General features: G+C 72.5%; 24 protein-coding genes. 13 read left to right on the forward strand and 11 right to left on the reverse strand.

Annotated elements, in window-relative coordinates; genetic code table 11:
- Nucleotides 1-63: 63 nt before the first annotated feature.
- Complete coding sequence (locus FHX44_RS06140) at nt 64-492, forward strand: hypothetical protein (protein WP_147254575.1); 429 nt, start codon at nt 64-66, stop codon at nt 490-492.
- A gap of 24 nt (nt 493-516) precedes the next feature.
- Here the strand turns inward: FHX44_RS06140 and FHX44_RS06145 are convergent, their stop codons facing one another.
- The 6 genes from FHX44_RS06145 to FHX44_RS06170 all read right to left on the reverse strand — a co-directional run bounded on the left by FHX44_RS06145 (nt 517) and on the right by FHX44_RS06170 (nt 3,776).
- On the reverse strand, nt 517-717 hold the full coding sequence (locus FHX44_RS06145) for a hypothetical protein (protein ID WP_147254576.1): 201 nt from the start codon (nt 715-717) through the stop codon (nt 517-519).
- Entirely contained in the window at nt 714-1,481 is a 768-nt protein-coding gene (locus tag FHX44_RS06150; protein ID WP_147254577.1) for an AfsR/SARP family transcriptional regulator, read from the reverse strand. Before FHX44_RS06150 ends, FHX44_RS06145 begins: the two co-directional genes overlap by 4 nt.
- 111 nt (nt 1,482-1,592) lie before the next feature.
- Entirely contained in the window at nt 1,593-1,754 is a 162-nt protein-coding gene (locus FHX44_RS06155) for a DUF1059 domain-containing protein (protein ID WP_147254578.1), read from the reverse strand.
- Between the two features lie 35 nt (nt 1,755-1,789).
- Nucleotides 1,790-2,521, reverse strand: coding sequence for an AfsR/SARP family transcriptional regulator (locus tag FHX44_RS06160; protein ID WP_147254579.1), 732 nt, complete (start codon nt 2,519-2,521; stop codon nt 1,790-1,792).
- A gap of 125 nt (nt 2,522-2,646) precedes the next feature.
- The gene (locus FHX44_RS06165) at nt 2,647-2,841 is read right to left on the reverse strand and encodes a hypothetical protein (RefSeq protein ID WP_147254580.1); all 195 of its coding nucleotides are present in this window, start codon (nt 2,839-2,841) and stop codon (nt 2,647-2,649) included.
- 80 nt (nt 2,842-2,921) lie between these two features.
- On the reverse strand, nt 2,922-3,776 hold the full coding sequence (locus FHX44_RS06170) for a helix-turn-helix transcriptional regulator (RefSeq protein WP_147254581.1): 855 nt from the start codon (nt 3,774-3,776) through the stop codon (nt 2,922-2,924).
- Nucleotides 3,777-3,880: 104 nt separating this feature from the next.
- On the opposite strand from FHX44_RS06170, the gene FHX44_RS06175 reads away from it, so the two are divergent.
- Nucleotides 3,881-4,885 carry an aldo/keto reductase gene (locus tag FHX44_RS06175; RefSeq protein WP_147260955.1) on the forward strand — a complete coding sequence of 335 codons (1,005 nt, stop codon included), beginning with the start codon at nt 3,881-3,883 and terminating at the stop codon, nt 4,883-4,885.
- Here FHX44_RS06175 and FHX44_RS06180 read toward each other — a convergent pair.
- From FHX44_RS06180 to FHX44_RS06195, 4 genes are all read right to left on the reverse strand, one after another.
- Entirely contained in the window at nt 4,843-6,582 is a 1,740-nt protein-coding gene (locus FHX44_RS06180) for a BCCT family transporter (protein WP_147254582.1), read from the reverse strand. The two genes, FHX44_RS06175 and FHX44_RS06180, sit on opposite strands and share 43 nt — an antisense overlap.
- A gap of 97 nt (nt 6,583-6,679) precedes the next feature.
- A complete protein-coding gene (locus FHX44_RS06185; RefSeq protein ID WP_147254583.1) occupies nt 6,680-7,804 on the reverse strand; it encodes an aromatic ring-hydroxylating oxygenase subunit alpha in 1,125 nt (374 codons plus the stop codon).
- A gap of 27 nt (nt 7,805-7,831) precedes the next feature.
- Nucleotides 7,832-9,013, reverse strand: a complete 1,182-nt coding sequence (locus FHX44_RS06190) for an NAD(P)/FAD-dependent oxidoreductase (protein ID WP_147254584.1) — start codon at nt 9,011-9,013, stop codon at nt 7,832-7,834.
- The gene (locus tag FHX44_RS06195) at nt 9,013-9,360 is read right to left on the reverse strand and encodes a bifunctional 3-phenylpropionate/cinnamic acid dioxygenase ferredoxin subunit (protein WP_147254585.1); all 348 of its coding nucleotides are present in this window, start codon (nt 9,358-9,360) and stop codon (nt 9,013-9,015) included. Before FHX44_RS06195 ends, FHX44_RS06190 begins: the two co-directional genes overlap by 1 nt.
- Nucleotides 9,361-9,498: 138 nt before the next feature.
- On the opposite strand from FHX44_RS06195, the gene FHX44_RS06200 reads away from it, so the two are divergent.
- The gene (locus FHX44_RS06200) at nt 9,499-10,305 is read left to right on the forward strand and encodes an IclR family transcriptional regulator (RefSeq protein ID WP_147254586.1); all 807 of its coding nucleotides are present in this window, start codon (nt 9,499-9,501) and stop codon (nt 10,303-10,305) included.
- Between the two features lie 771 nt (nt 10,306-11,076).
- Here the strand turns inward: FHX44_RS06200 and FHX44_RS06205 are convergent.
- The gene (locus FHX44_RS06205; protein WP_147254587.1) at nt 11,077-11,748 is read right to left on the reverse strand and encodes a GntR family transcriptional regulator; all 672 of its coding nucleotides are present in this window, start codon (nt 11,746-11,748) and stop codon (nt 11,077-11,079) included.
- Nucleotides 11,749-11,847: 99 nt separating this feature from the next.
- Between FHX44_RS06205 and glyA the strand changes: the two genes are divergently transcribed.
- From glyA to purU, 10 genes are read left to right on the forward strand one after another with little or no spacing between them, the layout of a single operon-like run.
- The gene (glyA, locus tag FHX44_RS06210) at nt 11,848-13,158 is read left to right on the forward strand and encodes a serine hydroxymethyltransferase (protein ID WP_147254588.1); all 1,311 of its coding nucleotides are present in this window, start codon (nt 11,848-11,850) and stop codon (nt 13,156-13,158) included.
- Nucleotides 13,155-14,369, forward strand: a complete 1,215-nt coding sequence (locus FHX44_RS06215) for a sarcosine oxidase subunit beta family protein (protein ID WP_147254589.1) — start codon at nt 13,155-13,157, stop codon at nt 14,367-14,369. The genes glyA and FHX44_RS06215 overlap by 4 nt, the downstream gene beginning before the upstream one ends.
- A gap of 14 nt (nt 14,370-14,383) precedes the next feature.
- The gene (locus FHX44_RS06220) at nt 14,384-14,662 is read left to right on the forward strand and encodes a sarcosine oxidase subunit delta (protein WP_147254590.1); all 279 of its coding nucleotides are present in this window, start codon (nt 14,384-14,386) and stop codon (nt 14,660-14,662) included.
- Nucleotides 14,659-17,496 (forward strand): 2Fe-2S iron-sulfur cluster-binding protein, encoded by a 2,838-nt coding sequence (locus tag FHX44_RS06225; RefSeq protein ID WP_147254591.1) that lies wholly within the window; start codon nt 14,659-14,661, stop codon nt 17,494-17,496. The genes FHX44_RS06220 and FHX44_RS06225 overlap by 4 nt, the downstream gene beginning before the upstream one ends.
- Nucleotides 17,486-18,079 (forward strand): sarcosine oxidase subunit gamma, encoded by a 594-nt coding sequence (locus FHX44_RS06230; RefSeq protein WP_212612354.1) that lies wholly within the window; start codon nt 17,486-17,488, stop codon nt 18,077-18,079. Before FHX44_RS06225 ends, FHX44_RS06230 begins: the two co-directional genes overlap by 11 nt.
- Complete coding sequence (locus FHX44_RS06235; protein ID WP_147254592.1) at nt 18,079-20,538, forward strand: GcvT family protein; 2,460 nt, start codon at nt 18,079-18,081, stop codon at nt 20,536-20,538. Before FHX44_RS06230 ends, FHX44_RS06235 begins: the two co-directional genes overlap by 1 nt.
- A 47-nt stretch (nt 20,539-20,585) precedes the next feature.
- A complete protein-coding gene (locus FHX44_RS06240) occupies nt 20,586-21,308 on the forward strand; it encodes a cyclodeaminase/cyclohydrolase family protein (RefSeq protein ID WP_147254593.1) in 723 nt (240 codons plus the stop codon).
- Nucleotides 21,305-22,135, forward strand: a complete 831-nt coding sequence (locus FHX44_RS06245; RefSeq protein WP_147254594.1) for a bifunctional 5,10-methylenetetrahydrofolate dehydrogenase/5,10-methenyltetrahydrofolate cyclohydrolase — start codon at nt 21,305-21,307, stop codon at nt 22,133-22,135. The genes FHX44_RS06240 and FHX44_RS06245 overlap by 4 nt, the downstream gene beginning before the upstream one ends.
- Before the next feature lie 6 nt (nt 22,136-22,141).
- Nucleotides 22,142-23,515: an L-serine ammonia-lyase gene (locus tag FHX44_RS06250; protein ID WP_147254595.1), complete on the forward strand. Its 1,374-nt coding sequence runs from the start codon at nt 22,142-22,144 to the stop codon at nt 23,513-23,515.
- Between the two features lie 16 nt (nt 23,516-23,531).
- Nucleotides 23,532-24,380, forward strand: a complete 849-nt coding sequence (gene purU / locus FHX44_RS06255) for a formyltetrahydrofolate deformylase (protein WP_147254596.1) — start codon at nt 23,532-23,534, stop codon at nt 24,378-24,380.
- Nucleotides 24,381-24,941 lie beyond the last annotated feature (561 nt).

A 24,941-nucleotide genomic window follows, 5' to 3' on the forward strand; every position in this document is an offset into this window, starting at 1 on the left:
CACCGTCTCGGGTGCCGGGCGGCGTTTCCGCCATCCGGGTCTCCGAGCATCAGAGGAAGTCCGATGGCTGACATCCAGTTCCCGAACGTACCGCTCACCGGCGGGCCCGCGACCATGCTGGTCAAGGACAACAACGGCGCGCCCGCGACCGTTCTCGAGGCAGGACTCGACTTCGCCATCGACGTGTCGTGGACGATCGACCCGCTCGCCGCGTTGCTCCTCGGCGGTCAGTGGGAGCTGACGGCTTACGTCGAAGGCATCGGCGGCACGGCGTTCGAAGGCCAGGTCGGTGCGACCGTGACCGTCCCGCTGAACGGCGGACAGACGTACGCCGCGACGATCACGGTCGTGGCGGGGACGCTGCCCGACAACCCGCAGCCGCCGGACGCCGGGGTGTACAAGCTGATCGTCGTGCTGCTGCACCGCAACTTCGCGGTGGTCAGCAACGTCGCCGCCGTGATGGAGCACCCCGACCTGCTGAAGATCGGCTGACGACGGCCACCGGTCCGGGTGGCCTCAGGTCATCCGGACCTGCGGCAGGTCCAGCTCGACCCCACCGACGCCACCGCGATGGCTCGCCGTGGCGTCGCCGCGGTCGATCACCGAGTACCGGCCCTCCCGGTCGATCGCCATCCGCCTCCCGCAGCCGTCGACCACGCAGGTGAACAGCAGTCCGCCCGGCTGGGTGGTGACCTCGAGCTCGTGTGCGCCCGTCATGACGCCGAACGGTACGGCCCTGGTTTCCTGATCGCTTCGTAGAGTGCTGCGCTCTCGGCCGATGGCCCGATCCGGTACGTCCGCCAGAGCGTGCGGGCCATCCGCCGATACTGCTCGAGCGCGAGGTGGCGTTGACCGGACGAGGCGAGGCATGCCATCAGGCCGCGGTTCACATCCTCGTCCGCGGGATCCACGACGAGCACGGCCCTGGCCAGAACAGCCGCGGCCCCGCAGTCTCCGCGCCGCAGGTAGATGTGCATCAGCCCACGCTGTGCCTCGATGGCCTCGCGGGCCAGTCGCTCACGCACCGGCAAGGCCCAATCCACGTACAGGTCGTCGGCGAGGAAGACTCCGGCGTAGAGCTGGCAGATCATGCCGTACGCCTGTTCAGCCCGCACCGCGTCCCCGGCGGCGATCGCGCGCCGCGCCAGCGCGCCCGCCGCCTCGACCTGATCGACGTCGAGCCGGACGTCGGCGTCCCTACTGATTCCGTAGGTGTCGAAGTTGCGCTCCAGGAGCGCCTCGCCGCCCGCGGCGCGCAGCGCTGCACGGACCCGCGTGAGCGCGACGTGCAGGCTGTTCCGTGCCGCGGCGGGCGCGGCGTGGGGCCAGAAGATGTCCATCAACACATCACGGGGTATCCAGGCGCGGCGGTGGACGACGAGGTAGGCCACCAGCCCGCGGGTCCGGCGGCTGGACGCGGTGTCGACCATGCGTTCACCCACGCTGATCCGGCATCCACCCAACAGCGCCGCGGCGACCACCGGTCCTCGACGCGCCTCGTTCGTCCTGGACACCTCGCCGTCGATGCGACTCTTCACGGGCGTTCCTCCCTCGGCCCCACCCGAATGACTCTCGACCTGCTGACGTCGTCCTCAGTCGGGCATGAGTTCGATCCAGCCCCGCACCACCGCAGGCGTCACGTTCTCGGCGAGTTCGGGGTGTGTCGACGCCACGTGCTGCAGCACCACCTCGACGACCCGGTCCTCGTCCTCGTTCCGCACCGAGAACCCGCATTCACAGTTCACCTGGTTCATGACTCCTCCTGTCACCGCTGACTCCCACAGCCTCCTCATCGTCTTGCCCGGAACGTTGGCGAAACCTTGCCGTCCTGCTGCGGTCGGATCAGCCGGCTGAACAGGTCCCGGGTGGCCGGGCTCGGAGAAACGCCGAGGTCGTCCCGCAGCGCCCGTCTGAGCTGGTCGTACACCACGACAGCCGTGGCACGGTCGCCCCGCTGGGCGAGCGCGCGCATCAGCAGGCCGTACCCGACCTCGGACAGGGGCTGGAGCTCGACGAGCCGCCGGGCGCTGCGCTCGGCGCTGGGCAGCTCGGCGGGGCCGAGGTGCAGGCACGCCTCCGCGTAGCAGGCCAGCGCTCGTTCGTGGTCGTGCTGCGCGGTGCGGCGGCGCACGTCGACCCACGGGTGATCGAGACCGGACAGGAACTGCCGCTGGGTCACGAACAGCGTGCTCAGCGCCTGGGTCCAGGCTCGTGGCCAGTCCTGCCGGCTGGCCGCCACCTCGGCGTCGTGCAGAGCGGCGGCCGCCACGTCCGCGTCCACAACGGAGTGCGGCGGAAACACGATCTGCAGGCTCCCCCGGCCCCGGATCTCGATCGGTACCAGCACGGCCCTCGCCTTCGACAGCAGAGCAGCGAACCCGGCACCCGCGCCACCACCCGGGTCGGCCGGGTGCCACAGCACCTCGAGCAGCGCCGCCCGGTCAACCGCGGACAGGCGATGTGCGGCGAGGTACGCGACCAGCAGCCTGCCCCGCCGGCCGGGGAGGCTACGCTCCACCATCCGGCCGTCCACGCGAACCGCGAACCGCCCGTGCAGCTGGATCCTCGCCCGGGTCCCCTCTCCCACCGCGCACCCCCAAGCAACGGGGCCAGAGATACGGAACGTCGCTGGGCGACGACGCGTCGTTACGCCATCGCCCCCGCCATGATCCCCGTCGCCAGAACCGGCACACGCTGGCGCACGGCGACCGGCGCCACGATGAGGACGGCCATCAGGTACGCGAGCCAGCCGTCCGCGCCGGTGCGGACCGCCGCGTCCACGGCGAGCGCGGTCAGCACCGCGGCCAGCGCGGCGTCGACGAGAACGGCTTGGCGGACCATTCGCGCGAACAGACGCTAGGCCTTGCGGATCACGGTATCGCCGCCTCCCGGAGGTATCCGGCGTTACCACCACGGGGTAGTCAGCGCGGCCCCGGCGCTCCCGCGGGGAACTCCTCGGTCCCGAGCACCCGCAGCAGCTCCAGCCGCTCACGGGTCTCGGCGTCCGCCGGGGTGAGCACCGCCAGCTGCTGGCGCTGGTCGGGGGTGACCAGGGTTTCGCAGTCCATGATCAGGCGGCCCACCCGCGGGTTCACGAAGGTCTTGCGGTCGGCGCGCCGGACCGCCACCTCGTGTTCGGCCCACAGCCGCCGGAAGTCGACGCTCGCCGCCTGCAGCCGGGCGACGAGCCCGGTGACGGTCGGGTCGCCCGCCCGGCGCCCTGCGGCCGCGCGGAGGTCGGCCACGAGCTGACGGGCGTTGTGCTCGTGCTCCTCGGGCGGGCGGACGGCGCGGGTGGCGGGGTCGGTGAACCAGCGGTACACGGCGTAGCGCCGGTCTCCGGAGAAGCCGGTGTGGTCGCCGCCGAGCAGGACGGCAGCCCGGTTCTGGGCGAGGACCTCCCCCAGGTCGGACATGACCACGGCCGGCGTGTCGCCGAGCAGGTCCAACATGCGCAGCAGGCCGGCGCGGGCGAGGCGGGCCACCCCGTCGGCGGGTGGGGGCCGGTGGCCGGCCAGGTGGAAGAGGTGGTCGCGCTCGTCGTCGGACAGGCGCAGGGCCCGGGCCAGCGCGCCGAGCAGCTGAGTCGAGGGCTGGCTGCTGCGGCCCTGCTCGAGGCGTACGACGTAGTCGACCGACATGCCGGCGAGCATGGCCACCTCCTCCCGGCGCAGGCCGGCCGTGCGGCGGCGGGGGCCGTCGGCGATGCCGACCTCGGCCGGGCGGATCGCCTCGCGGCGGCGGCGCAGGAAGTCGGCGAGCTGGTCACGCTGCACGACCCCATGCTCCTCGCGGCCGCGGCGCCGATCCAGGGAGCGGCTCTCCCACGATCGACGCTCCGCTCCCGCGACGCGTCCCACCGACGCAGGGTGGGCACATGATGCAGACACGAACCCTGGGCCGCACGGGCCCGACCGTCTCCGCTCTCGGCCTCGGCGCCATGGGCATGTCGGGCGCGTACGGCGAGGCCGACCGCGACGAGAGCATCGCCACCGTGCACGCCGCGTTGGACGCAGGCGTCACGCTGATCGACACCGGCGATTTCTACGGCATGGGCCACAACGAGCTGCTGCTCGCCGAGGCGCTGCGCGGCCGGGATCGGGACGGCTACCAGCTGAGCGTCAAGTTCGGCCAGATGCGCGGGCCGGGTCCGGTGTTCGGCCCTCAGGACAACCGTCCCGAGGCGGTGAAGAACTTCCTGGCCTACTCGCTGACGCGGCTGGGCGTCGACCACATCGACGTCTACCGCCCGGCCCGGCTGGACCCGGCGGTGCCGGTCGAGGAGACGGTGGGCGCGATCAAGGAGATGATCGACGCCGGGTACGTGCGCCACGTCGGCCTCTCGGAGGTCGACGCCGCGACGATCCGCCGGGCGCACGCCGTGCACCCGATCGCCGACCTGCAGATCGAGTACTCGCTCCTGTCCCGCGCGGTGGAGGCCGAGGTCCTGCCCACGCTGCGGGAGCTCGGCATCGGACTGACCGCGTACGGCGTCCTCGGCCGCGGTCTCCTCTCCGGGCGCTGGAAGGCAGGCCAGACCGCAGGCCCCGGCGACTTCCGCGCCTTCAGCCCGCGGTTCGCGAGCGGGAACGTGGAGCACAACCTCGCGCTGGTCGAAGCGTTGCGCCGGATCGCAGAGGCGAAGGGATGCACGGTCGCCCAGCTGGCCATCGCCTGGGTGGCCGCACAGGGCGCCGACGCGGGTGACATCGTGCCGCTGGTCGGCGCCCGCACCCGCGCGCGGCTGGCCGAGGCGCTGCCCGCGGCGCAGCTGGACCTCACCGCGGACGACCTCGCCGAGATCGAGGAGGCGGTGCCGGCCGGCGCCGCGCGCGGCGACCGCTACCCGTCCGCGCTCATGTCCGCGCTCGGCGTGGGGAACTGAACCCTGGGTGAGGCAGCGCCGTCCACCCCCGTCCGCCCCGGGGCGGGCTTGACGTTGATGAAGAACCGGTCGCCGTACGTCTCGACGCCGTAGCTGACGGCCTGCTCCACGGCCTGCTGCGACCGGTCGTCCCGGCGGATCAGCGGGTCGTGCCGCAGGTCCTTCGTGAGCGCCACGCACAGCAGGACCATGACCAGCCCGAACGGCACGGCCATGATGATGGTGAGGTTCTGGATGCCGGTGAGCGCGTCGTCCCCGCCGACCAGCAGCATGATGGCGGCGATCGCGCCCATCACCACGCCCCAGAACACGACGACACCCCGTGAGGGGTGGATCGAGCCCCGCTCGGAGAGCGTGCCCATCACCAGCGCGGCCGCGTCGGCGCCCGAGACGAAGAAGATCGCGATCAGGACCATCGCGACGACGCCGAGCGCGGCACCGAGCGGGTATGCCTCGAGCACCCCGAACAGCTGCCCCTCCGGCGACTGCGACGCCAGGTCCGCGCCGCCGCGCTGGAGGGTCACGGCCGCCCCGCCGAAGATCGCGAACCAGACCAGGCTGACGAGGCTCGGCACGAGGATGACGCCCGCGACGAACCCCTTGATCGTGCGGCCGCGGCTGATCCGGGCGATGAACATCCCGACGAACGGGGTCCAGGAGATCCACCACGCCCAGTAGAAGACCGTCCACCCCGACAACCAGGTCTCGGTCGCGTCGCCGCCGGTGGCACCGGTGCGGGCGGCCATCTGCGCGAGGTTGCCGAAGTAGTCGCCGATCGCGGTGGGCAGCAGGTTGAGGATGAGGATCGTCGGCCCGGCGACGAACACGAACACCGCGAGCACCGCCGCGAGCACCATGTTGATGTTCGACAGCCACTGGATGCCCTTGGCGACCCCGCTCACGGCCGACGCGACGAACGCGATCGTGAGCACGACGATGACGGTCACGAGCAACGCGGTGGGTGCTTCGGTGAGGAAGCCGCCCGCCTGGAGCCCGCCACCGATCTGCAGCGCGCCGAGGCCGAGCGACGCCGCGGAACCGAAGAGCGTCGCGAAGATCGCCATCACGTCGATGGCCCGGCCGAACGGGCCCCCGCAGCGCCGGGCGCCGAGCAGCGGCTCGAAGGCCGAGCTGATCAGCGAACGGCGGCGCCTGCGGAACGTGCTGTAGGCGATGGCGAGCCCGACGACGGCGTAGATCGCCCACGGGTGCAGGGTCCAGTGGAACAGCGTGGTGGCCATCGCCACCTCGAACGCCTCGTCGGTGCCGGCCGCCACGGTGCCCGGCGGCGGCTCCGAGAAGTGCGCGAGCGGCTCGGCCACGCCGTAGAACATCAGCCCGATGCCCATCCCGGCGCTGAACATCATCGCGATCCAGGAGATCGTGCGGAACTCCGGTGCCTCGTCGTCGCGCCCCAGCGGGATCCGGCCGTAGCGGCTCATGGCCAGCCACAGTGCGAACACGACGAACCCGCTCGCGCCGAGCACGAACGCCCATCCCCCACCCCGGATCACCCCGCTGAGCACGGCGGACGTCACCGCGTCGAGCGACTCGGTGCTCAGGAGACCCCACGCGATGAACGCCACGACCAGAAGTGCCGAGGACCCGAACACCCATCGATCCACATCGGACCGCCCGCCCGCGGTCGGGATGTCGTCCGGGATCTCGTCGGATTCGGGGGAAACCTGTAGGACCATGTCGCGTCGACCCTTCCTGTTCGGTGGGTGCCGTCCTCCTCGCTGAGGACGGGCCGTGGTGGGTGGCGAGCTCAGTCGGTGGGCAGGTCGGGGCGGCTCAGGTGGCGAGCTGCTCGGTGACCCAGCTGTGGAAGGCGCCGATGTGGTGCTCGCTGGGCACCAGCACGCCTCCCTGGGCGTACGCCTTCGACGAGGCGGCGAGCTGGCAGCGCTCGCAGGCGTCGAAGTCCTGCTGGTTGACGCGGTGGAACAGCTCCACCGAACTGTCCAGGTCCCGGCCGCTGCGCACGACCTCGGGCAGGTACAGCCAGTCGCACTCGACGACCGTGCGGTCCGGGCCCGCGGGGTACATGCGGTGGAAGATGACGTGGTCCGGGACGAGGTTGATGAACACCTGCGGGTTCACCGTGATCGCGTAGTACTTGCGGTCGTGGCCGTCCACGACCCCGGGGATCACCGACACGCCCGCGCTCCCGTCGACGGTGAAGCCCTCCGCCTCATCGGCGAACGCCGCGCCGTGCCCGACGAAGTACTGGGCGGCGAACCCGTCGGCGAACTCGGGCAGCACCTCGGTGAGCTCGGGGTGGATGGTCGCGCAGTGGTAGCACTCCATGAAGTTCTCGACGATGAGCTTCCAGTTCGCGCGCACGTCGTAGCTGATCCGGCGCCCGACCTCGAGGTTCTCGATGTCCCATCGCTCGATGACGCCTGCACCCCCGAGCCGTTCGGTGACGGCGCCGATCACGGTGGCGTCGAACGAGGGCGGCTCGTCGGCGACGCAGACCCAGGCGTAGCCGAGCCACTCACGCAGCGGCACCGGGACGAGCCCGTACTCGGTGCGGTCGACGTCGGGCATCTTGGTCAGGTTCGGGGCCGCGACGAGCTTGCCGTCCAGGCCATAGGTCCAGGCGTGGTAGCCGCACTGGAGGTTCCGCCTGGCCACGCCGGAGGGCTCCATGCAGACCCGCGCGCCCCGGTGCCGGCAGACGTTGAGGAACGCCCGCAGCTGCCCGTCCCTGCCCCGGACCAGGATCACGTTCTCCCGGCCGACGTCGAGGGTGCGGAATGCGCCGGGGCCGTCGAGGTCCGCGCTCCGCGCGGCCGCGATCCAGCGGGCCTCGAAGATCTTCTCCTGTTCCCGCCCGAAGAGCGCGGGATCGGTGTAGGAGAGGCCGGGAAGGGTGGAGATCAGGCTCGGGGACACGTCGGTCGGAGCAGACACGCGACACCTCTCGTGCGGACGCGGGTTTCAGGAGAGCCGGGCGGCGGCGGGGGCGGGGGCGACCAGCTGCCGGCGCCACTTTCCGAAGAGCTTGGGTTGGTTCATCGCGAACACCGCGACGAGCTCGCCGCCGCGGCGGTAGCCGGCCACGAAGCGGCGTGAGTCGAGGCCGCCCTCGACGATCTCGACGTCGTCGTCGGGCCGCCGGTGGCCTGCGAACTGCAGCCGCGCCCCGTACTGGTCCGACCAGAAGTAGGGCGCCGTCGGTCGAGCCGGGATCGCGCTCTTCCCGAGCAGCGTCGCCGCCGCGGCGGCGGGCTGCTGCAGCGCGTTGGTCCAGTGCTCCTGGCGCAGCTCGATCCCCGAGTAGGGGCAGTAGGAGAACGTGCAGTCGCCCGCGGCGACGACCTGCGGGATGTTCGTGGCTCCCCCGGCGTCGGTCCACACCCCGCGGTGGTCGTGGTCGACGCCCGACCCGGCGAGCCACTCGATGTTCGGAATCGCGCCGATCCCGGCCACGACCGCGTCGGCCGCCACCGTGCGGCCTCCGGCCAGCCGGACCTCGCGCACCCGGCCGGCGCCGGCGAGCCCGGTCACGGCGGTGCCGGTGATCAGGCGGACCCCGTTGTCCTCGTGCAGCGCCGTGCACACCGCGGCGAGCTCGGGACCGAGGACGCCGCCGAGCGGGAGCGGGTCCGACTCGATCACGGTGACCTCGACGCCGAGGTCGCGGGCCGTGGACGCCACCTCGGCCCCGATGAAGCCGGCACCGATCACCACGAGCCTCCCGCCGGCCAGCAGGTCCTCCCGCAGCGCGACCGCGTCGTCCAGGGAGCGCAGGGTGTGCACGCCGGAGATCCGGTCTCCGGGGAACGGCCGGGCCCGGGCGCCCGTGGCCAGCACGACGCCGTCGGCCACGATCTCCCGCCCCGACGCCAGCACGACCGAGCGGCCGCGCGGGGCCAGGCCGGCCGCCGCCTCGCCGAGAACCCAGTCCAGATCGAGGCCGGCGTCGGCGTCCGTCGTCAGCGCGAGGTCGTCGACTCCGGCCTTGCCGGCCAGGAACTCCTTCGACAGGGGCGGGCGGTCGTACGGGAGCCGGTCCTCGGCGCCCACGACGACGACGCGGCCGTCGAACCCGTGCTCGCGCAGGGCACGCGCGGCGCTGATGCCGGCGAGCGAGCCTCCGATGACCGCGATCGTGCGCATCAGGCCGCCGTCTCCACCGACGCCGCCTCCACCGACTCGGTGACCCGGACGTAGACGAGCCCGTCGGCGACCACCACCTCGTGGGTGCGCACGGGGGTCCTGGCAGGCGGGCCCGACGGCATCCCGGTGCGCAGGTCGAAGCAGGACGCGTGCAGGGGGCATTCGACGCTGCAGCCCTCGAGCCAGCCGTCCGCCAGCGAGGCGTCCTGGTGGGTGCACGTGTCGTCGATGGCGTAGAGCTCACCGTCCACGTTGAACACCGCGATCGGCACCTTGGACCCGAAACCGGCCTCGACCCGCACGGCCTCGCCGAGCGGAATGTCCTCCGGTCGACCGACGAGGATCATGACACCTCCGTTACAGATTTGTTTCAGATGCCGCAACAGCTCGCGCTATCAGCAACAGAATGATGAGGGTGCGGTCCGCGGGCCGTCAAGCCTCAGGAACTGCTCGCAGCGGTGAGCGGCCGTACAGTTCTGGGCGTGATGACCGATTCAGCTCGACACGGCAGGGAGGCCGCCCCGTCCCAGGTCCAGTCCGTGGACCGAGCCATCGCGATCCTGTACCTGCTGGCCGAGCGGGGACGCGACGGCGCAGGGGTGACCGAGGTGGCCGCTGAACTCGGCGTGCACAAGTCGACCGCGTTCCGGCTCATCGAGGCGCTCGAGAACGGCGACCTCGTGGAGCAGCTGGAGGAACGCGGCAAGTACCACCTGGGCCGCGGCATCGTCCGGCTGGCCGGTGCGACGACCGCCCAGCTCGAGCTGACCACCGAGAGCCGCCCGGTCTGCCGGCGGCTCGCCGCCGAGCTGGGCGAGACGGTCAACCTCGCCATCTCCGACACGGGCGAGGTCACCAACATCCTCCAGGAGTACGGCAGCTCGGCGATCAGCGGTCGCAACTGGACCGGTCAGCGCACACCGCTGCACGCGACCGCCAGCGGCAAGGTCCTGCTGGCGTGGGCCGACGACGACACCGTGAAGCAGGCCCTCGCCGGCGACCTTGTCGCGTACACCCCGCACACCATCACCGACGTCCCCGCGCTCGAGGCGGAGCTGAAGAAGGTCCGCGGCCAGGGCTGGGCGTCGACGGCCGAGGAGCTCGAGCTCGGCCTGAACGCGCTCGCCGCGCCCGTCCGGAACGCCGCGGGCGAGGTGGTCGCCGCCGTCGGCGCCTCCGGCCCGTCGTACCGGTTCACGGTCGAGTCGTTCCCCGAGGTCGCCACCCACCTGCTGGAGGGTGGTCGGGAGATCAGCGGCCGCCTCGGCTACTTCAGCCCCGCGCGCCGGTAGGCCCGGGACCCTCGGCACGCGTACCCGGCCTCGGACCTCGGGCCTCGGGCCTCGGGGGCAGCAGGTCTCCGGGTAGCAGGGCCTGCTGGCGGCGCCGCGCATCGTGCGGGGCGGGCAGGCCGGGGGGCTGCCCGATGGGGCGCGCGGCGCCGCCAGCAGGCCGCTCTCACGGACACGCGATGGTGGATCTCCCCGCCCGTCGCGCACCTGGTGTGCTCGCGCGCCCCGTGTCGGGCCACACACCCGGTCGACGGGGCGCGTGGGCGGAGAACGGGTGCGCCGGTTGCGGAGATCGCTCCGATCAGCACATCGCGGGCTCGGCGGAGACGCTGATGTACACCTCGGGCCGATCACGGGCCCTCTCCCAACCACTTCACACACCCAGTGGCCACTTCACACAAGGCCGGCCTTGTGTGAAGTCCGTACTGGGTGTGTGAAGTCGACTGTGGCGGCGCCACGGGCGGCGTCATCGGCAGTTCGGCGCGTTCCCGTGTCGCTTTCGCCCGTTTCCGCGCCGAAGCCTCGATCATCGCCGTGGGACCGCCTTCGGTGTCGCCGCGCGCCCGAAGGGCAGGCCCCTGGCCTGCCCGCATGCTTGCCCTCAGGGGTCGCAGAGGCTCAGAGGTCAAGGGTCGCGTAGCGATCGCGGAGGACGCCGTAGGCGCCCTTGAGCTCTGAGGGGCGGCCCCGCACAATGCGCGGCGCCACCGAAGGCCCTGCCCGCAGGCCCTGTGAAAGGCCCTGCGTGAAGGCCTGCCAAAGGCCCGACCGCTAGAGCACCGCGCGGACGGCCCGCTCGAAGCCGACGACGTGCTCCAGCGCCAGCCGCCCCGCCTTGTCGGCGTCGCCGTCGACGATGGCCTCGAGGAGAGCGACGTGCTCCCCCACGTGCCCGGCGATCGCCGGCAGCCGGTCCAGGAACAGGCACCAGATCCGGGTGGCGAGGTTGTCCTGCCGGACGAGGATGTCCTCCAGGTACGGGTTGCCCGCGGCGCGGTAGATCTCGCGGTGGACCTGGACGTCGCGCCGGAGCAGCTCGCGCCGGTCGCTGATGCGGGCCTCCAGCCCCGCCACCTCCTCGGCGAGCCCGGAGAGGTGGGCACGCGCGGCAGCGGACGCGGCCTGCGCCGCCCGGGACGCCGCGAGCGGCTCCAGCTGTATGCGGATCTCGGAGATGTGGGCCAGGTCGGTGATGTCGACGGCGGTGGCGAACGTGCCGCGCCGGGGATAGGCGACCACGAGACGGTCGCCCTCCAGCCGCTTCAGCGCCTCGCGCACCGGGGTGCGCCCGGTGCCGAGCTCCTGGGCGAGGGCGTCGTCGTTCAGCGGGTCACCTGGGCGGATGTCCAGCATGACCAGGCGATCCCGGATGCCCTCGTACGCCCGGTCCGCGAGCGACGCCGGTTCCCCCGAGGACGCGGACAGCTGTGCGGCGACACCCATGACCACCCCTTGACGACGTCCGACGGCCGACCTACCGTACACCGCCGACTGATATACCAGTCTTGAGAGCTTGGTACGACAGATCAGATCGGATGCCAGATGCTCGAGACCCAGGACCGGACCACCCTCAACCGCAGCCTCGCCGAGGTGGATCCGGAGATCCACGCGGCGGTCGGCGCAGAGCTCCGGCGGCAGGAGACGACGCTGGAGATGATCGCCAGCGAGAACTTCGCCCCCCTCGCCGTCATGCAGGCCCAGGGCTCGGTGCTCACGAACAAGTACGCCGAGGGCTACCCCGGCCGCCGGTACTACGGCGGGTGCGAGCACGTCGACGTCGTGGAGCGGCTCGCCATCGACCGGGTCAAGGACCTGTTCGGCGCCACGTTCGCCAACGTCCAGCCGCACTCCGGCGCCCAGGCCAATGCCGCCGCGATGGCCGCGCTCCTGCAGCCCGGCGACACGATCCTCGGCCTCGACCTGGCCCACGGCGGCCACCTCACCCACGGGATGCGGCTCAACTTCTCGGGCCTGCTCTACGACGTCGCGGCCTACCACGTCCGCGAGGACGACCACCGCGTCGACATGGCCGAGGTCGAACGGCTCGCGCACGAGCGCCGCCCCAAGGTGATCGTCGCCGGCTGGTCGGCCTACCCGCGCCACCTCGACTTCGCGGAGTTCCGCCGCATCGCCGACGAGGTCGGCGCGTACCTGATGGTCGACATGGCCCATTTCGCCGGGCTCGTCGCGGCCGGGCTGCACCCCTCGCCGGTGCCGCACGCGCACGTCGTCACGACCACCACCCACAAGACCCTCGGCGGGCCGCGTGGCGGCGTGATCCTCTCGGCCGAGGACGACCCGGCGCTGCGGAAGAAGCTCAACTCGGCGGTGTTCCCCGGCCAGCAGGGCGGCCCGCTCGAGCACGTGATCGCCGCGAAGGCAGTGGCGTTCAAGCTGGCTGCGACCGAGGCGTTCCGCGACCGCCAGGAGCGCACCCTCCTCGGCGCGCAGCTGCTCGCCGACCGGCTGGTCGCGCAGGACTCGCGGGCCGCGGGCATCGGTGTGGTGAGCGGCGGCACCGACGTCCACCTGGTGCTCGTCGACCTGCGGCACTCCGAGCTCGACGGCAAGCAGGCCGAGGACCGGCTGCACGCCGCGGGGATCACCGTGAACCGCAACGCGGTGCCGTTCGACCCGCGGCCGCCGATGGTCAGCTCGGGGATCCGGATCGGCACGCCCGCCCTGGCCACCCGCGGGTTCGGCGCGGACGAGTTCGCCGAGGTCGCCGACGTCATCGCCACCGCGCTGCGGCCCGACACCGGCGACCCGGCCATCACGGCGCTGCGCGAGCGGGTGGCCGCGCTGGCCGCGCGCTTCCCCCTCTACCCGGCGCTCGAGGAGGGTGCCCGATGAACCCGCTGCCCGAGCACCCTGACTTCCTGTGGCGCAACCCCGAGCCGAAGCGCTCCTACGACGTCGTGATCGTCGGGGCGGGCGGCCACGGCCTGGCCACCGCCCACTACCTGGCGAAGAACCACGGCATCACCGACGTCGCGGTTCTGGAGCGCGGCTGGCTCGCCGGCGGCAACATGGCCCGCAACACCACGATCATCCGCTCCAACTACCTGTGGGACGAGAGCGCCGGAATCTACGAGCACGCGCTCAAGCTGTGGGAGGGCCTCGAGGACGACCTCGGCTACCCGATCCTGTTCAGCCAGCGCGGCGTGCTCAACCTCGCCCACAGCCTGCAGGACGTGCGCGACAGCGTCCGCCGGGTCGAGGCCAACGTCCTCAACGGGGTCGACGCGCAGTGGCTCACCCCCGACGAGGTCAAGAAGGTCTGCCCGATCGTCAACACCTCGCAGGAGATCCGCTACCCGGTGCTCGGCGCCACCTACCAGCCACGCGCCGGCATCGCCAAGCACGACTACGTCGCGTGGGGCTTCGCCCGACGCGCCGACGAGGCCGGGATCGATCTCATCCAGGACTGCGAGGTCACCGGCTTCACCACCGACTCCGGCCGCGTCACCGGCGTGCGCACGACGCGCGGCGACATCGCGGCGGGCCGGGTCGCGCTGTGCGCGGCGGGCCACACCTCCGTGCTCACCGACATGCTCGGGTTCCGGGTGCCGCTCCAGAGCCACCCTCTCCAGGCGCTGGTCTCCGAGTTGCTCGAACCCGTGCACCCCACCGTCGTCATGTCCAACGCCGTGCACGTCTACGTCTCCCAGGCCCACAAGGGCGAGCTGGTGATGGGCGCGGGCATCGACGCCTACAACGGCTACGGCCAGCGCGGCGCGTTCCACATCATCGAACGGCAGATGGCCGCGGCCGTGGAGCTGTTCCCGGTGTTCGCCCGCGCCCACCTGCTGCGCACGTGGGGCGGGATCGTCGACGTCACCCCCGACGCCTCCCCGATCATCGGCCGCACCCCGTACGCGAACCTCTACCTCAACTGCGGCTGGGGCACCGGCGGGTTCAAGGCCACCCCCGGCGTCGGCTGGTGCATGGCCCACACCATCGCCCACGACGAACCGCACCCGTACAACGCGCCGTTCACGCTCGACCGCTTCGTCACCGGCGCGCTCGTCGACGAGCACGGCGCCGCCGCCGTCGCCCACTGATCGCGAGGATCCGCATGCAACTCATCGAATGCCCCTGGTGCGGGCCGCGCGAGGAGACCGAGTTCCACTACGGCGGGCAGGCCCACGTCGCCTACCCGGCCGACCCGGCCGCGCTCACCGACGAGGAGTGGGCGCACTACCTGTTCTTCCGCGACAACCCCAAGGGCCTGTTCGCGGAACGGTGGAGCCACTCCGCGGGATGCCGTCGCTGGTTCAACGCGGTGCGCGACACCGCCACCTACCGGTTCCACGCCGTCTACCGCCCCGACGAGCCCCGCCCGGTGATCTCATGACGGAGTTCCGCGTTCCCGCCGGTGGGCGGATCGACCGTGACACCACCTGCCGCTTCACGTTCGGCGGCGTGCCCTACACCGGGCACCCCGGCGACACGCTCGCGTCCGCGCTGCTGGCGAACGGCGTGCACGCCACCGGCACGAGCGTCGCGCTCGGCCGCCCCCGGGGCATCGGCGCGGCCTGGGCCGAGGACCCGGGTGGCCTGGTGCAGGTCGAGGAGCCCTTCCCCGAGCCGATGCTGCTCGCCACCACGATCGAGCTCGTCGACGGGCTCGCCGCCCGCGGCATCCCGGGCAAGGGCCGGCTCGCCGAGGTGCCCGACTCGGCCCGCTACGACGCGAAGCACGCCCACGCCGACCTGCTCGTCGTGGGGGCGGGCCCCGCCGGCCTGGTCGCCGCGCTCACGGCGGCCCGGACGGGCGCGCGGGTCGTGCTCGTCGACGAGCAGTCCGAGCCCGGCGGGGCGCTGCTCGGCAGCACCGACCGCATCGACGACGCCCCCGCCCTGGACTGGGTCGCCGCCGCGACCGCGGAGCTGGCGACGTACCCCGATGTGCTGCACCTGCAGCGCACCACCGCGTTCGGGCACTACGACGACGGGTTCGTGCTCGCGCTGGAGCGGCGCACCGACCACCTCGGCACCACGGCCCCGCGCAACCGCTCGCGGCAGCGCGTCTGGCGGATCCGGGCGCGCCACGTGATCGTGGCCACCGGCGCGCACGAGCGGCCCGTCGTCTTCGCCGACAACGACCGCCCCGGGATCATGCTGGCCGCCTCGGCCCGCACGTTCCTGCACCGCTACGGCGTGCTGGCCGGGCGCGACGCGGTCGTGTTCACCACCGACGACGGTGCCTACGCCGCGGCGGTCGACCTGGCAGACGCCGGGGCTCGGGTGCACGCCGTGGTCGACGCGCGGCCGGAAGCGCCCGCGGGATGGCGTGCGGAGTGCGAACGCCGCGGCATCCCGGTGCGCACGGGCCAGGTCGTCGCAGGCACCGAGGGCGACCAGCGGGTGACCGCCGCCCTCGTCACGGAGTTGCACGGCGGCGAGCGCGAACGGATCGCGTGCGACCTGCTGCTGGTCAGCGGCGGGTGGAACCCCGCGGTGCACCTGTTCAGCCAGGCCCGCGGCCGGCTGCGCTACGACGACGAGCTGGGCGCGTTCGTGCCGGGCGAGACCCTGCCGGGCACGTCCGTGGCAGGCTCCGCGGCCGGCGTTCTCGACCTCGACGGCTGCCTGCGCGACGGCGCCCGGGCCACGCTCGCCGCGCTCGCCGACCTGGAGATCGACGCCGGTGGGGTGGCAGCACCGCCCACCACGGAGCAGGGGCCGGAGCGCACCCCATCACTCGTGCTCTGGCGGGTGCCCGGCGACGAGCACGCCCAGTTCGTCGACGTGCAGCGCGACGCCACCGTCGCCGACATCGCCCGCGCCGTCGGGGCCGGGATGCGGGGCGTCGAGCACGTCAAGCGGTACACGACGATCGGCACCGCGCACGACCAGGGCAAGACGTCCGGGATCGTCGCGGCCGGGATCACCGCCGAGCTGCTCGGCGTGCCCGTCGCGAACCTGGGCACCACGACATTCCGCCCGCCGTACACCCCGGTCGCGTTCGCCGCCCTCGCCGGCCGCAACCGCGGCGCCCTCTTCGACCCCGAACGCGTCACCGCCCTGCACGACTGGCACGTCGCCCGCGGGGCGGTGTTCGAGGACGTCGGGCAGTGGAAGCGGCCCCGCTACTACCCGCTGCCCGGCGAAGACATGGAGACCGCCGTGCTGCGCGAGTGCGCCGCGGTCCGCGGCGGGGTCGGGATCCTCGACGGTTCGACGCTTGGGAAGATCGACGTGCAGGGCCGGGACGCCGCGGTGCTGCTCGACCGGCTCTACACGAACATGATGAGCAGCCTCAAGGTCGGTTTCGTGCGCTACGGCGTGCTGTGCGGCGCCGACGGGATGGTGCTCGACGACGGCACCGTGCTGCGCGTCGCCGAGGACCGGTTCCTCGTCTACACCACCACCGGCGGCGCCGCGAAGGTGCTCGACTGGATGGAGGAGTGGCTGCAGACCGAGTGGCCCGACCTGCGGGTGCACCTCACGTCGGTCACCGAGCAGTGGGCCACCTTCCCCGTGGTCGGGCCGCGCTCCCGGGAGGTGATCGCCGAGGTCTTCCCGGACGTCGACGCCTCGAAGGAGGCCTTCCCGTTCATGGCCTGGCGGGACACGCGCCTCGGGGACGTCCCGGTGCGGATCGCCCGCGTCAGCTTCTCGGGCGAGCTCGCGTACGAGGTCAACGTCGATGCGTGGCACGCCCCGGCGGTGTGGGAGCGGCTCATGGCGGCGGGCGAGCCCCACGGCATCACCCCGTACGGCACGGAGACCATGCACGTGCTGCGCGCGGAGAAGGCCTACCCGATCGTCGGGCAGGACACCGACGGCACCGTCGCCCCGCAGGACCTCGGGATGTCGTGGATCGTGTCGAAGAAGAAGCCCGACTTCGTCGGCAAGCGCTCGTTCTCCCGGGCGGAGAACCGCAACCCGCTGCGCAAGCAGCTGGTCGGCCTCCTCCCGCTCGACCACACCGTGCTGCTGCCCGAGGGCTCGCAGGTCGTCGAGGGCGACCGGCTGCCCGAACCGCCCGTGCCGATGCTCGGGCACGTCACGTCGAGCTACCGCAGCGCCGAGCTGGAACGGACGTTCGCGCTCGCGCTGGTACGGGCGGGGCGCGACCGCATCGGCCAGACACTCCACGTCCCGGTCGGCGACGCGCTGGTCCCCGTGGAGGTCACCGAACCCGTGCTCGTCGACCCGGAAGGAGCCCGCCGTGACGGTTGAGCTGCCACGCACCGGCCCGCTGCACGGCTGGTCGGAGCACTTCGCCGATCTCCCCGACGGCGTGCAGATCATGGCTGAGCCGTTCGTCGCGATGGCCGACCTGCGCGTCGCCCCGACCGGGCCGGCGGCGGACGCCGTCGCCGCGCACCTCGGCGTTGCGCTGCCCACCAGGCCGTCGTGGGTGGAGGGGGACACGGCACGCGTGATCTGGCTCGGTCCGGACGAGTGGCTCGTGACGAGCCCGTTCCACAGCCCGGTGGACCTGGAGGCGGGGCTGCGGACGGCCGTCGGCGCAGCGGGGGTGGTGGTCGACGTCTCCGCGCAACGCACCACGCTGCGGCTGCGCGGCGAGCACGTCCGCGACGTGCTCGCCACCGGCTGTGCGATCGACCTGCACCCCCGCACGTTCCCGGCGGGATCGGCCGCGCAGACCACCCTCGGGCTGGCCGGCGTCGTGCTGCTCGCGCTCGACGACGGCGTCGATGGCGGGGCGACCCACTACCAGCTCCTCGTCCGGTCCTCGTTCGCGCGCTACCTCGCCACCTGGCTGCTCGACGCGGCCACCGAGTTCAGGGGGGCCTGATGCCCACATCGCCTCGTGTCGTGATCATCGGAGCCGGGATCGTCGGGACGAACCTCGCCGACGAGCTCACCGCTCGCGGGTTCGACCGGGTCACCGTCGTCGACCAGGGCCCGCTGCCGCTCACCGGTGGCTCCAGCTCCCACGCGCCCGGCCTGGTGTTCCAGACGAACGCGTCGAAGACGATGACGGAGTTCGCGCGCTACACCGTCGAGAAGTTCGCCGGCCTCGACCTCGACGGCGCCTGGTGCTTCAACCAGGTCGGCGGGCTGGAGGTCGCCACCACTCCACAGCGGATGGCCGACCTGCACCGCAAGCACGGCTGGGCCACGTCGTGGGGCGTCGAGAGCCGGGTCGTCGACGCGGACGAGTGCGTGCGCCTGCACCCGCTGCTCGACCGCGACCGGGTGCTCGGGGGCTTCCACGTGCCCACCGACGGTCTCGCCAAGGCGCCGCGGGTGGTCGCCGCCCTCGCGCGCCGCGCGGAGGCCAGGGGCGCCCGCTTCCAGGGGTCGACCCGGGTCACCGGCATCGAGCAGTCCGGTGGGCGGGTCACCGGTGTGCGCACCGCCGAGGGCGTGCTGCCGGCCGACGTCGTGGTGTGTTGCGCGGGGTTCTGGGGACAGCGGGTGGGCGCGATGGTGGGCATGCCGGTGCCGCTGCTCCCGCTCGCGCACCAGTACGCGAAGACCGGGCAGGTCGCCGAGCTCGCCGGCCGCAACGACGAGCTCGGGGAGGCGGGCCTGCCGATCCTGCGCCACCAGGACCAGGACCTGTACTTCCGCGAGCACGTCGACAGGCTCGGGATCGGCAGCTACGCCCACCGCCCGATGCCCGTGCGGTTGAGCGACCTGGACGAGGACGGAGAGGTCAGCGCGGCGGCGATGCCGTCGATGCTGCCGTTCACCGAGGAGGACTTCGCGCCGTCGTGGGAGCAGAGCCGGTTGCTCCTGCCCGCGCTGGCGTCGGCGAAGGTCGAGGAGGGCTTCAACGGCATCTTCTCCTTCACCCCGGACGGCGGACCGCTGATCGGCGAGTCGCCCGACGTCGCCGGGTTCTGGATCGCGGAGGCGGTCTGGGTGACGCACTCGGCCGGGGTGGCGAAGGCCGTCGCGGAGCTGCTCAGCGACGGCCGGTCGAGCGTCGACCTGCACGGCTGCGACGTGCACCGCTTCGAGGATGTCCAGCTCACCGACGACTACGTCAGCGAGACCTCCCAGCAGAACTTCGTGGAGATCTACGACGTGCTGCACCCGCTCGAGCCCCGCAAGTCCCCGCGGAACCTGCGGGTCAGCCCGTTCCACGCCCGGCAACGGGAGCTGGGCGCGGTGTTCCTCGAGGCCGCGGGCTGGGAGCGACCCCACTGGTACGAGGCGAACGCGCCGCTGGTGGCGCAGCTGCCCGAGGCGTGGGTGCCGCCGGAGCGCGACGAGTGGTCGGCGCGGTTCCACTCCCCCATCGCGGCTGCCGAGGCCTGGCGCACCCGCGAGGGCGTGGCGATGTACGACATGACCCCGCTCAAGCGGCTCGAGGTCACCGGCCCGGGCGCGCTGGCGCTGCTGGACCGGCTCACCACCGGGAAGATGGACAAGTCGGTCGGCTCGGTCACCTACACCCTCGCGCTCGACGAGGCGGGCGGCGTCCGCAGCGACCTGACCGTGGCCCGGCTGGGCGCCGACCGGTTCCAGGTAGGTGCGAACGGCAATCTCGACCTCGACTACCTCCAGCGCCGAGCGGGGTCCGACGTACAGGTTCGGGACATCACCGGGGCCACCTGCTGCATCGGTGTCTGGGGGCCGCTGGCCCGCGACCTGGTCCAGCCGCTGTCCCGCGAGGACTTCTCCCACGAGGCGCTGAAGTACTTCCGCGCCATGCCGGCCCGCATCGGCGGCGTCCCGGTCACCGCGATGCGGCTGTCCTACGTCGGCGAGCTCGGCTGGGAGATCTACACCAGCGCGGAGTACGGGCTGCGGCTGTGGGACGTGCTGTGGGAGGCCGGTCAGGACCTCGGCGTCATCGCGGCAGGCCGCGCGGCGTTCAACAGCCTGCGGCTGGAGAAGGGCTACCGCTCGTGGGGGCACGACATGACCACGGAGCACGACCCGTACGAGGCGGGGCTCGGCTTCGCGGTCCGGCCGCAGAAGGGCGACTTCGTCGGCCGCGACGCGATCGCCTGCCTGAGCGCCGACGCGGTGACCCGCAGGCTCTCCTGCCTCACCGTCGACGACGGGCGCAGCGTCGTGCTCGGCCACGAGCCGGTGTACGTCGACGGCCGGGCGGCGGGCTACGTCACCAGCGCGGCGTTCGGGCACACCGTCGGCGCGCCCATCGCCTACGCCTGGCTCCCGGCGAGCGCGACCCCGGGCACCGCGGTCGAGATCGAGTACTTCGGCCGGCGGATCCCGGCCACCGTGGCCGCGGAGCCGCTGGTGGATCCGGAGATGGCCCGGATCAGGCGCTGACGTCCGTACCTTCCGTCCCCACCACCGCGACAAGGAAGGGCGCCGCTGTGCGCAACCAGACGATCGGGCAGTTCCTCACCGCGCTCGCCGCTCGGGTCCCCGCCCCGGGCGGCGGCGCGTCCGCCGCGCTGCACGCCGCCCAGGCCGCCGCGCTCGTGGCGATGGTCGCGCGCTACAGCGACGGCCCGACGAATGTGCCCGAGAAGCGCGGAGCGGGCCGCCCAGGACAGCCGGGACCTGCTGGATCGCTGGCGGCTGCGGCCCACATGCGCGCTTCTCGGACACATTCGAAGTACGCCGATCACGCCGAGGCGATCCGGCGCGTCCGCGACGCCGCCGACGAGCTGTGCGAGAACGCGCTCACGCTCGCCGAGGACGACGCGGCCGCGTTCACGGCCGTCACGGAGGCCTACCGGCTGCCGAAGACCGGTGCCGCGGAGGCCGCGACGCGGTCCGCCGCGATCGCCACCGCGCTCCTCGCCGCGGCCCGCCCACCCGCGTTCGTCATCGGGGTCGCCGCCCGCGTCCTCGACCTCGCCGAGGAGCTGCTGCCCATCGGCAACCCGAACGTGATCAGCGACGTGGCCGCGGCGGCCGAGGCGGCGCGGGCCGCGGCGACCACCGCGCGGGTCAACGTCGAGATCAACCTCACCGGAATCGAGGACGCGCAGGCCAGGAGTGAGCTGCTCGCCGCGGCCGGTTCGGTCGGCGGGCTCTGCGACCGTGCCGACAAGGTGACAGGCGCGGTACGCGCGGGGCTCGCCTCATGACCGCCTCGCTCGGTGGCCGCGAGCTCGCGGCCGACCTGCGCCGTCGCACCGCCGAGTCGGCCGCGGCGCTGACCGCGGCGGGCAGGCCGCCGCGGCTCGCGATCGTCGTCGCGACGGCCGACGAGTCCAGCGCGTGGTACGTGCGCTCGATCGCGAAGGCGGCGGCCGCGGCCGGGATCGTCTGCGACGTCGTGTCCCCCACCCCGACGGAGATCCTCGCGGTGCTGAGCCGGCTCGGCGCGGACGACGACGTGCACGGGATCATCCTGCAGACGCCGCTCCCGGCAGGGGTCGACGTCGGCGACCTGGCCCCGGCGATCCCCCCGGCGAAGGACGTCGACGGCGCCAACCCCGCGAGCCTGGGCCGCCTCGCCGCGGGCCTGCCGGCCTTCCCCCCGGCCACCGCCGAGGCCGTACTGGCGCTGCTCGACCACCACGGTGTCGCGCTGGCCGGCCGTCATGCCGTCGTGGTCGGCCGCTCCACGGTGGTGGGCAAGCCTGCGGCGCACCTGCTGCTCGACCGCGACGCCACGGTGACGATCTGCCACTCCCGCACCACCGACCTCGCCGCGATCACCCGGCAGGCCGACGTGCTCGTCGCGGCGGTGGGCAGGCCCGGGCTGATCACGCCCGCGCACGTGTCGCCCGGAACGGTCGTGATCGACGTCGGTACCAACCCGACGGCCGACGGCACGCTCGTCGGCGACGTCGACCCGGCCGTCGCGGAGAAGGCGGCCGGGCTGACCCCCGTGCCCGGTGGCGTCGGGCCCGTCACCACCGCGCTCCTGCTCCAGCACACCGTTCGGGCCGCAGAAGATCGGGGCTGAGCAGCCATGACGATCAGCGCCTTCGACCTGTTCAAGGTCGGCATCGGCCCGTCGAGCTCGCACACGGTGGGTCCGATGCGCGCGGCGAGCTCCTTCGCTAGCCGCTTGGAGCGGGACGGGCTGCTCCCCCGGACCGCCCGGGTCCGCGCCGAGCTGTTCGGCTCGCTCGGGGCCACCGGGCACGGGCACGGCAGCGTGAAGGCGGTCGTGCTAGGGCTCGAGGGCGAGCAACCCGACCTGGTCGACCCGGCGGCCGCGGAACCCCGGGTCGGCGCCGTTCGCGACGGTGGCCGGTTGCTGCTCGCCGGGAAGGTGCCGATCCCGTTCTCCGTCGACGACGACGTCGTGCTGCACCGGCGCAAGCGGCTGCCCTTCCACACTAACGGCATGATCTTCCGCGCGTTCGACGCCGACGACGTCGAGCTGACGGCGCGGGAGTACTACTCGGTCGGCGGCGGGTTCGTCCTCGACGAGGACGAAGCCGGACGTCCGGTCCTCGTCGAGGACCCGACTCCGGTGCGCTACCCGTTCCGCACCGGCGAGGAGCTGCTGCGGCGCACCCGGGAGACCGGCCTGCGCATCAGCGACGTCATGCTCGCGAACGAGCTGGCGTGGCGCAGCGAGCAGGACGTGCGCGCCGGGCTGCTGCACATCTGGTCGGTGATGCAGGAATGCGTGGAGCGCGGCACGCGCACCACCGGGGTGCTCCCGGGCGGGCTGAAGGTGCGCAGGCGAGCCGCCCACCTGCGTGAATGCCTCGAGCGAGGTGGTGACGAGCAGGACCCGCTGCGCGCCGTCGACTGGGTCACCCTCTACGCGCTCGCCGTGAACGAGGAGAACGCCGCGGGCGGGCGCGTCGTCACCGCCCCGACGAACGGGGCGGCCGGCATCATCCCCGCCGTCCTGCACTACTACCGGCGCTTCATCGGCTCGTTCTCCGACGACGGGGTGGTCCGGTTCCTGCTCACCGCCGCCGCCGTCGGGTTGCTGTTCAAGGAGAACGCCTCGATCTCCGGGGCCGAGGTCGGCTGCCAGGGCGAGGTCGGATCGGCCTGCTCGATGGCCGCCGCAGGCCTCACCGAGGTGCTCGGCGGCACCCCGGAGCAGGTCGAGAACGCCGCGGAGATCGGCATCGAGCACAACCTCGGGCTGACCTGCGACCCGGTCGGCGGGCTCGTGCAGATCCCGTGCATCGAACGCAACGCCGTGGGCGCCATCAAGGCCATCACCGCGGCCCGGCTCGCCGTCCGCGGCGACGGGCGGCACCAGGTCAGCATCGACAAGGCGATCAAGACGATGCGCGAGACCGGGGCGGACATGAAGGACAAGTACAAGGAGACCGCCCGCGGCGGTCTCGCCCTCAACGTCGTCGAGTGCTGATCCCCGAGGAGCCACCGTGCCGAGCACGTTCATCCTGACCCTGAGCTGCCCGCAGCGCCCGGGCATCGTGCACGCGGTCACCGCCTTCCTCTTCGAGCAGGGCTGCGACATCGTCGAGCACCAGCAGTTCGACGACCGGGTGCGCGACTCGTTGTTCCTGCGCACCGCGTTCGTCACCGCGCGGGAGATCGACGCCGAGGCCCTGTCCGCCGCGTTCGAGCCGATCGCCGCCGAGTTCGGGATGACGTTCGGCCTCACCGGCGACGGCCCGCAACGGGTGCTGGTGATGGTGTCGAAGGCGGGCCACTGCCTGAACGACCTGATCTTCCGCTGGCGGGCCGGGAGCCTCGGCGCGGACCTCGTCGCCGTCGTCTCCAACCACGAGGACCTGCGGCCGATGGCCGAGGCCGCCGGGCTGCCGTTCGTCCACGTGCCGGTCACACCGACCACCAAGCGGCAGGCGGAGCAGCGGCTGCTCGAGCTCGTCGAGGAGCACCGGGCCGACCTGGTGGTGCTCGCCCGCTACATGCAGGTCCTCTCCGACGGCCTGTGCCGCACGCTGCACGGCCGGGCGATCAACATCCACCACTCGTTCCTGCCCGGATTCAAGGGGGCCAAGCCCTACCACCAGGCCTACGACCGCGGCGTCAAGCTGGTCGGCGCCACCGCCCACTACGTCACCCCTGACCTCGACGAGGGCCCGATCATCGAGCAGGAGGTGATCCGGATCGACCACACCTTCGACCCCCGCCACCTCAGCACCGCCGGCCGGGACGCCGAGGCGCTGGCACTGTCCCGTGCCGTGCGATGGCACTGCGAGCGTCGGGTCATGCTGAACGACCGGAGCACGGTGGTCTTCCGCTGATCTCGGGACGTGGGGGCGCCTCGGGCGCGCCGTTCCCGGCTCGGGCGTGCGGGCGGTCGCTGCTCACCCAGGCCCCTTCGTGCTGATGATCAGCGGTTCGGCGCATTCTCGGACGGATTTGGGATGGGAATGCGCCCAACTGGTGATCATGCCGGTGGGCGCGCCGTTCCCGACTCGGGCACGCAGGCAATCGCTCCCCGCTTCAGGCCCTGTGCACTGACGATTCCGTCCGCCGCGCCGTCACCTCGACCTGTTGGTCCGGTTGGCATCACCACCGAATGGCGTGGTTGCGTTGACAGCCGTCCCCGACTGGAGGGCACGGCGGTGCACGACGAGACCGTCACCGCCGGGTGCCCACGCAACTATCCTGTGGTCCCGACCTCCCTCGCAGCGCAACCACACGCTAGTTGCCGCGCACCCCAACCGGACGGGCTCGCACGCAGACCCGGCAGGCAAGACGAGCACCACGCAACGCAACCACGGAATCGGCAGTTCCCAACCCGGCCACCTCCCCGGCCGGACACGTTCTCCCCGCTCAAGCCGCGTTCACAATAGTGAACA

The organism is Pseudonocardia hierapolitana (genome assembly GCF_007994075.1).
Lineage (GTDB): Bacteria > Actinomycetota > Actinomycetes > Mycobacteriales > Pseudonocardiaceae > Pseudonocardia > Pseudonocardia hierapolitana.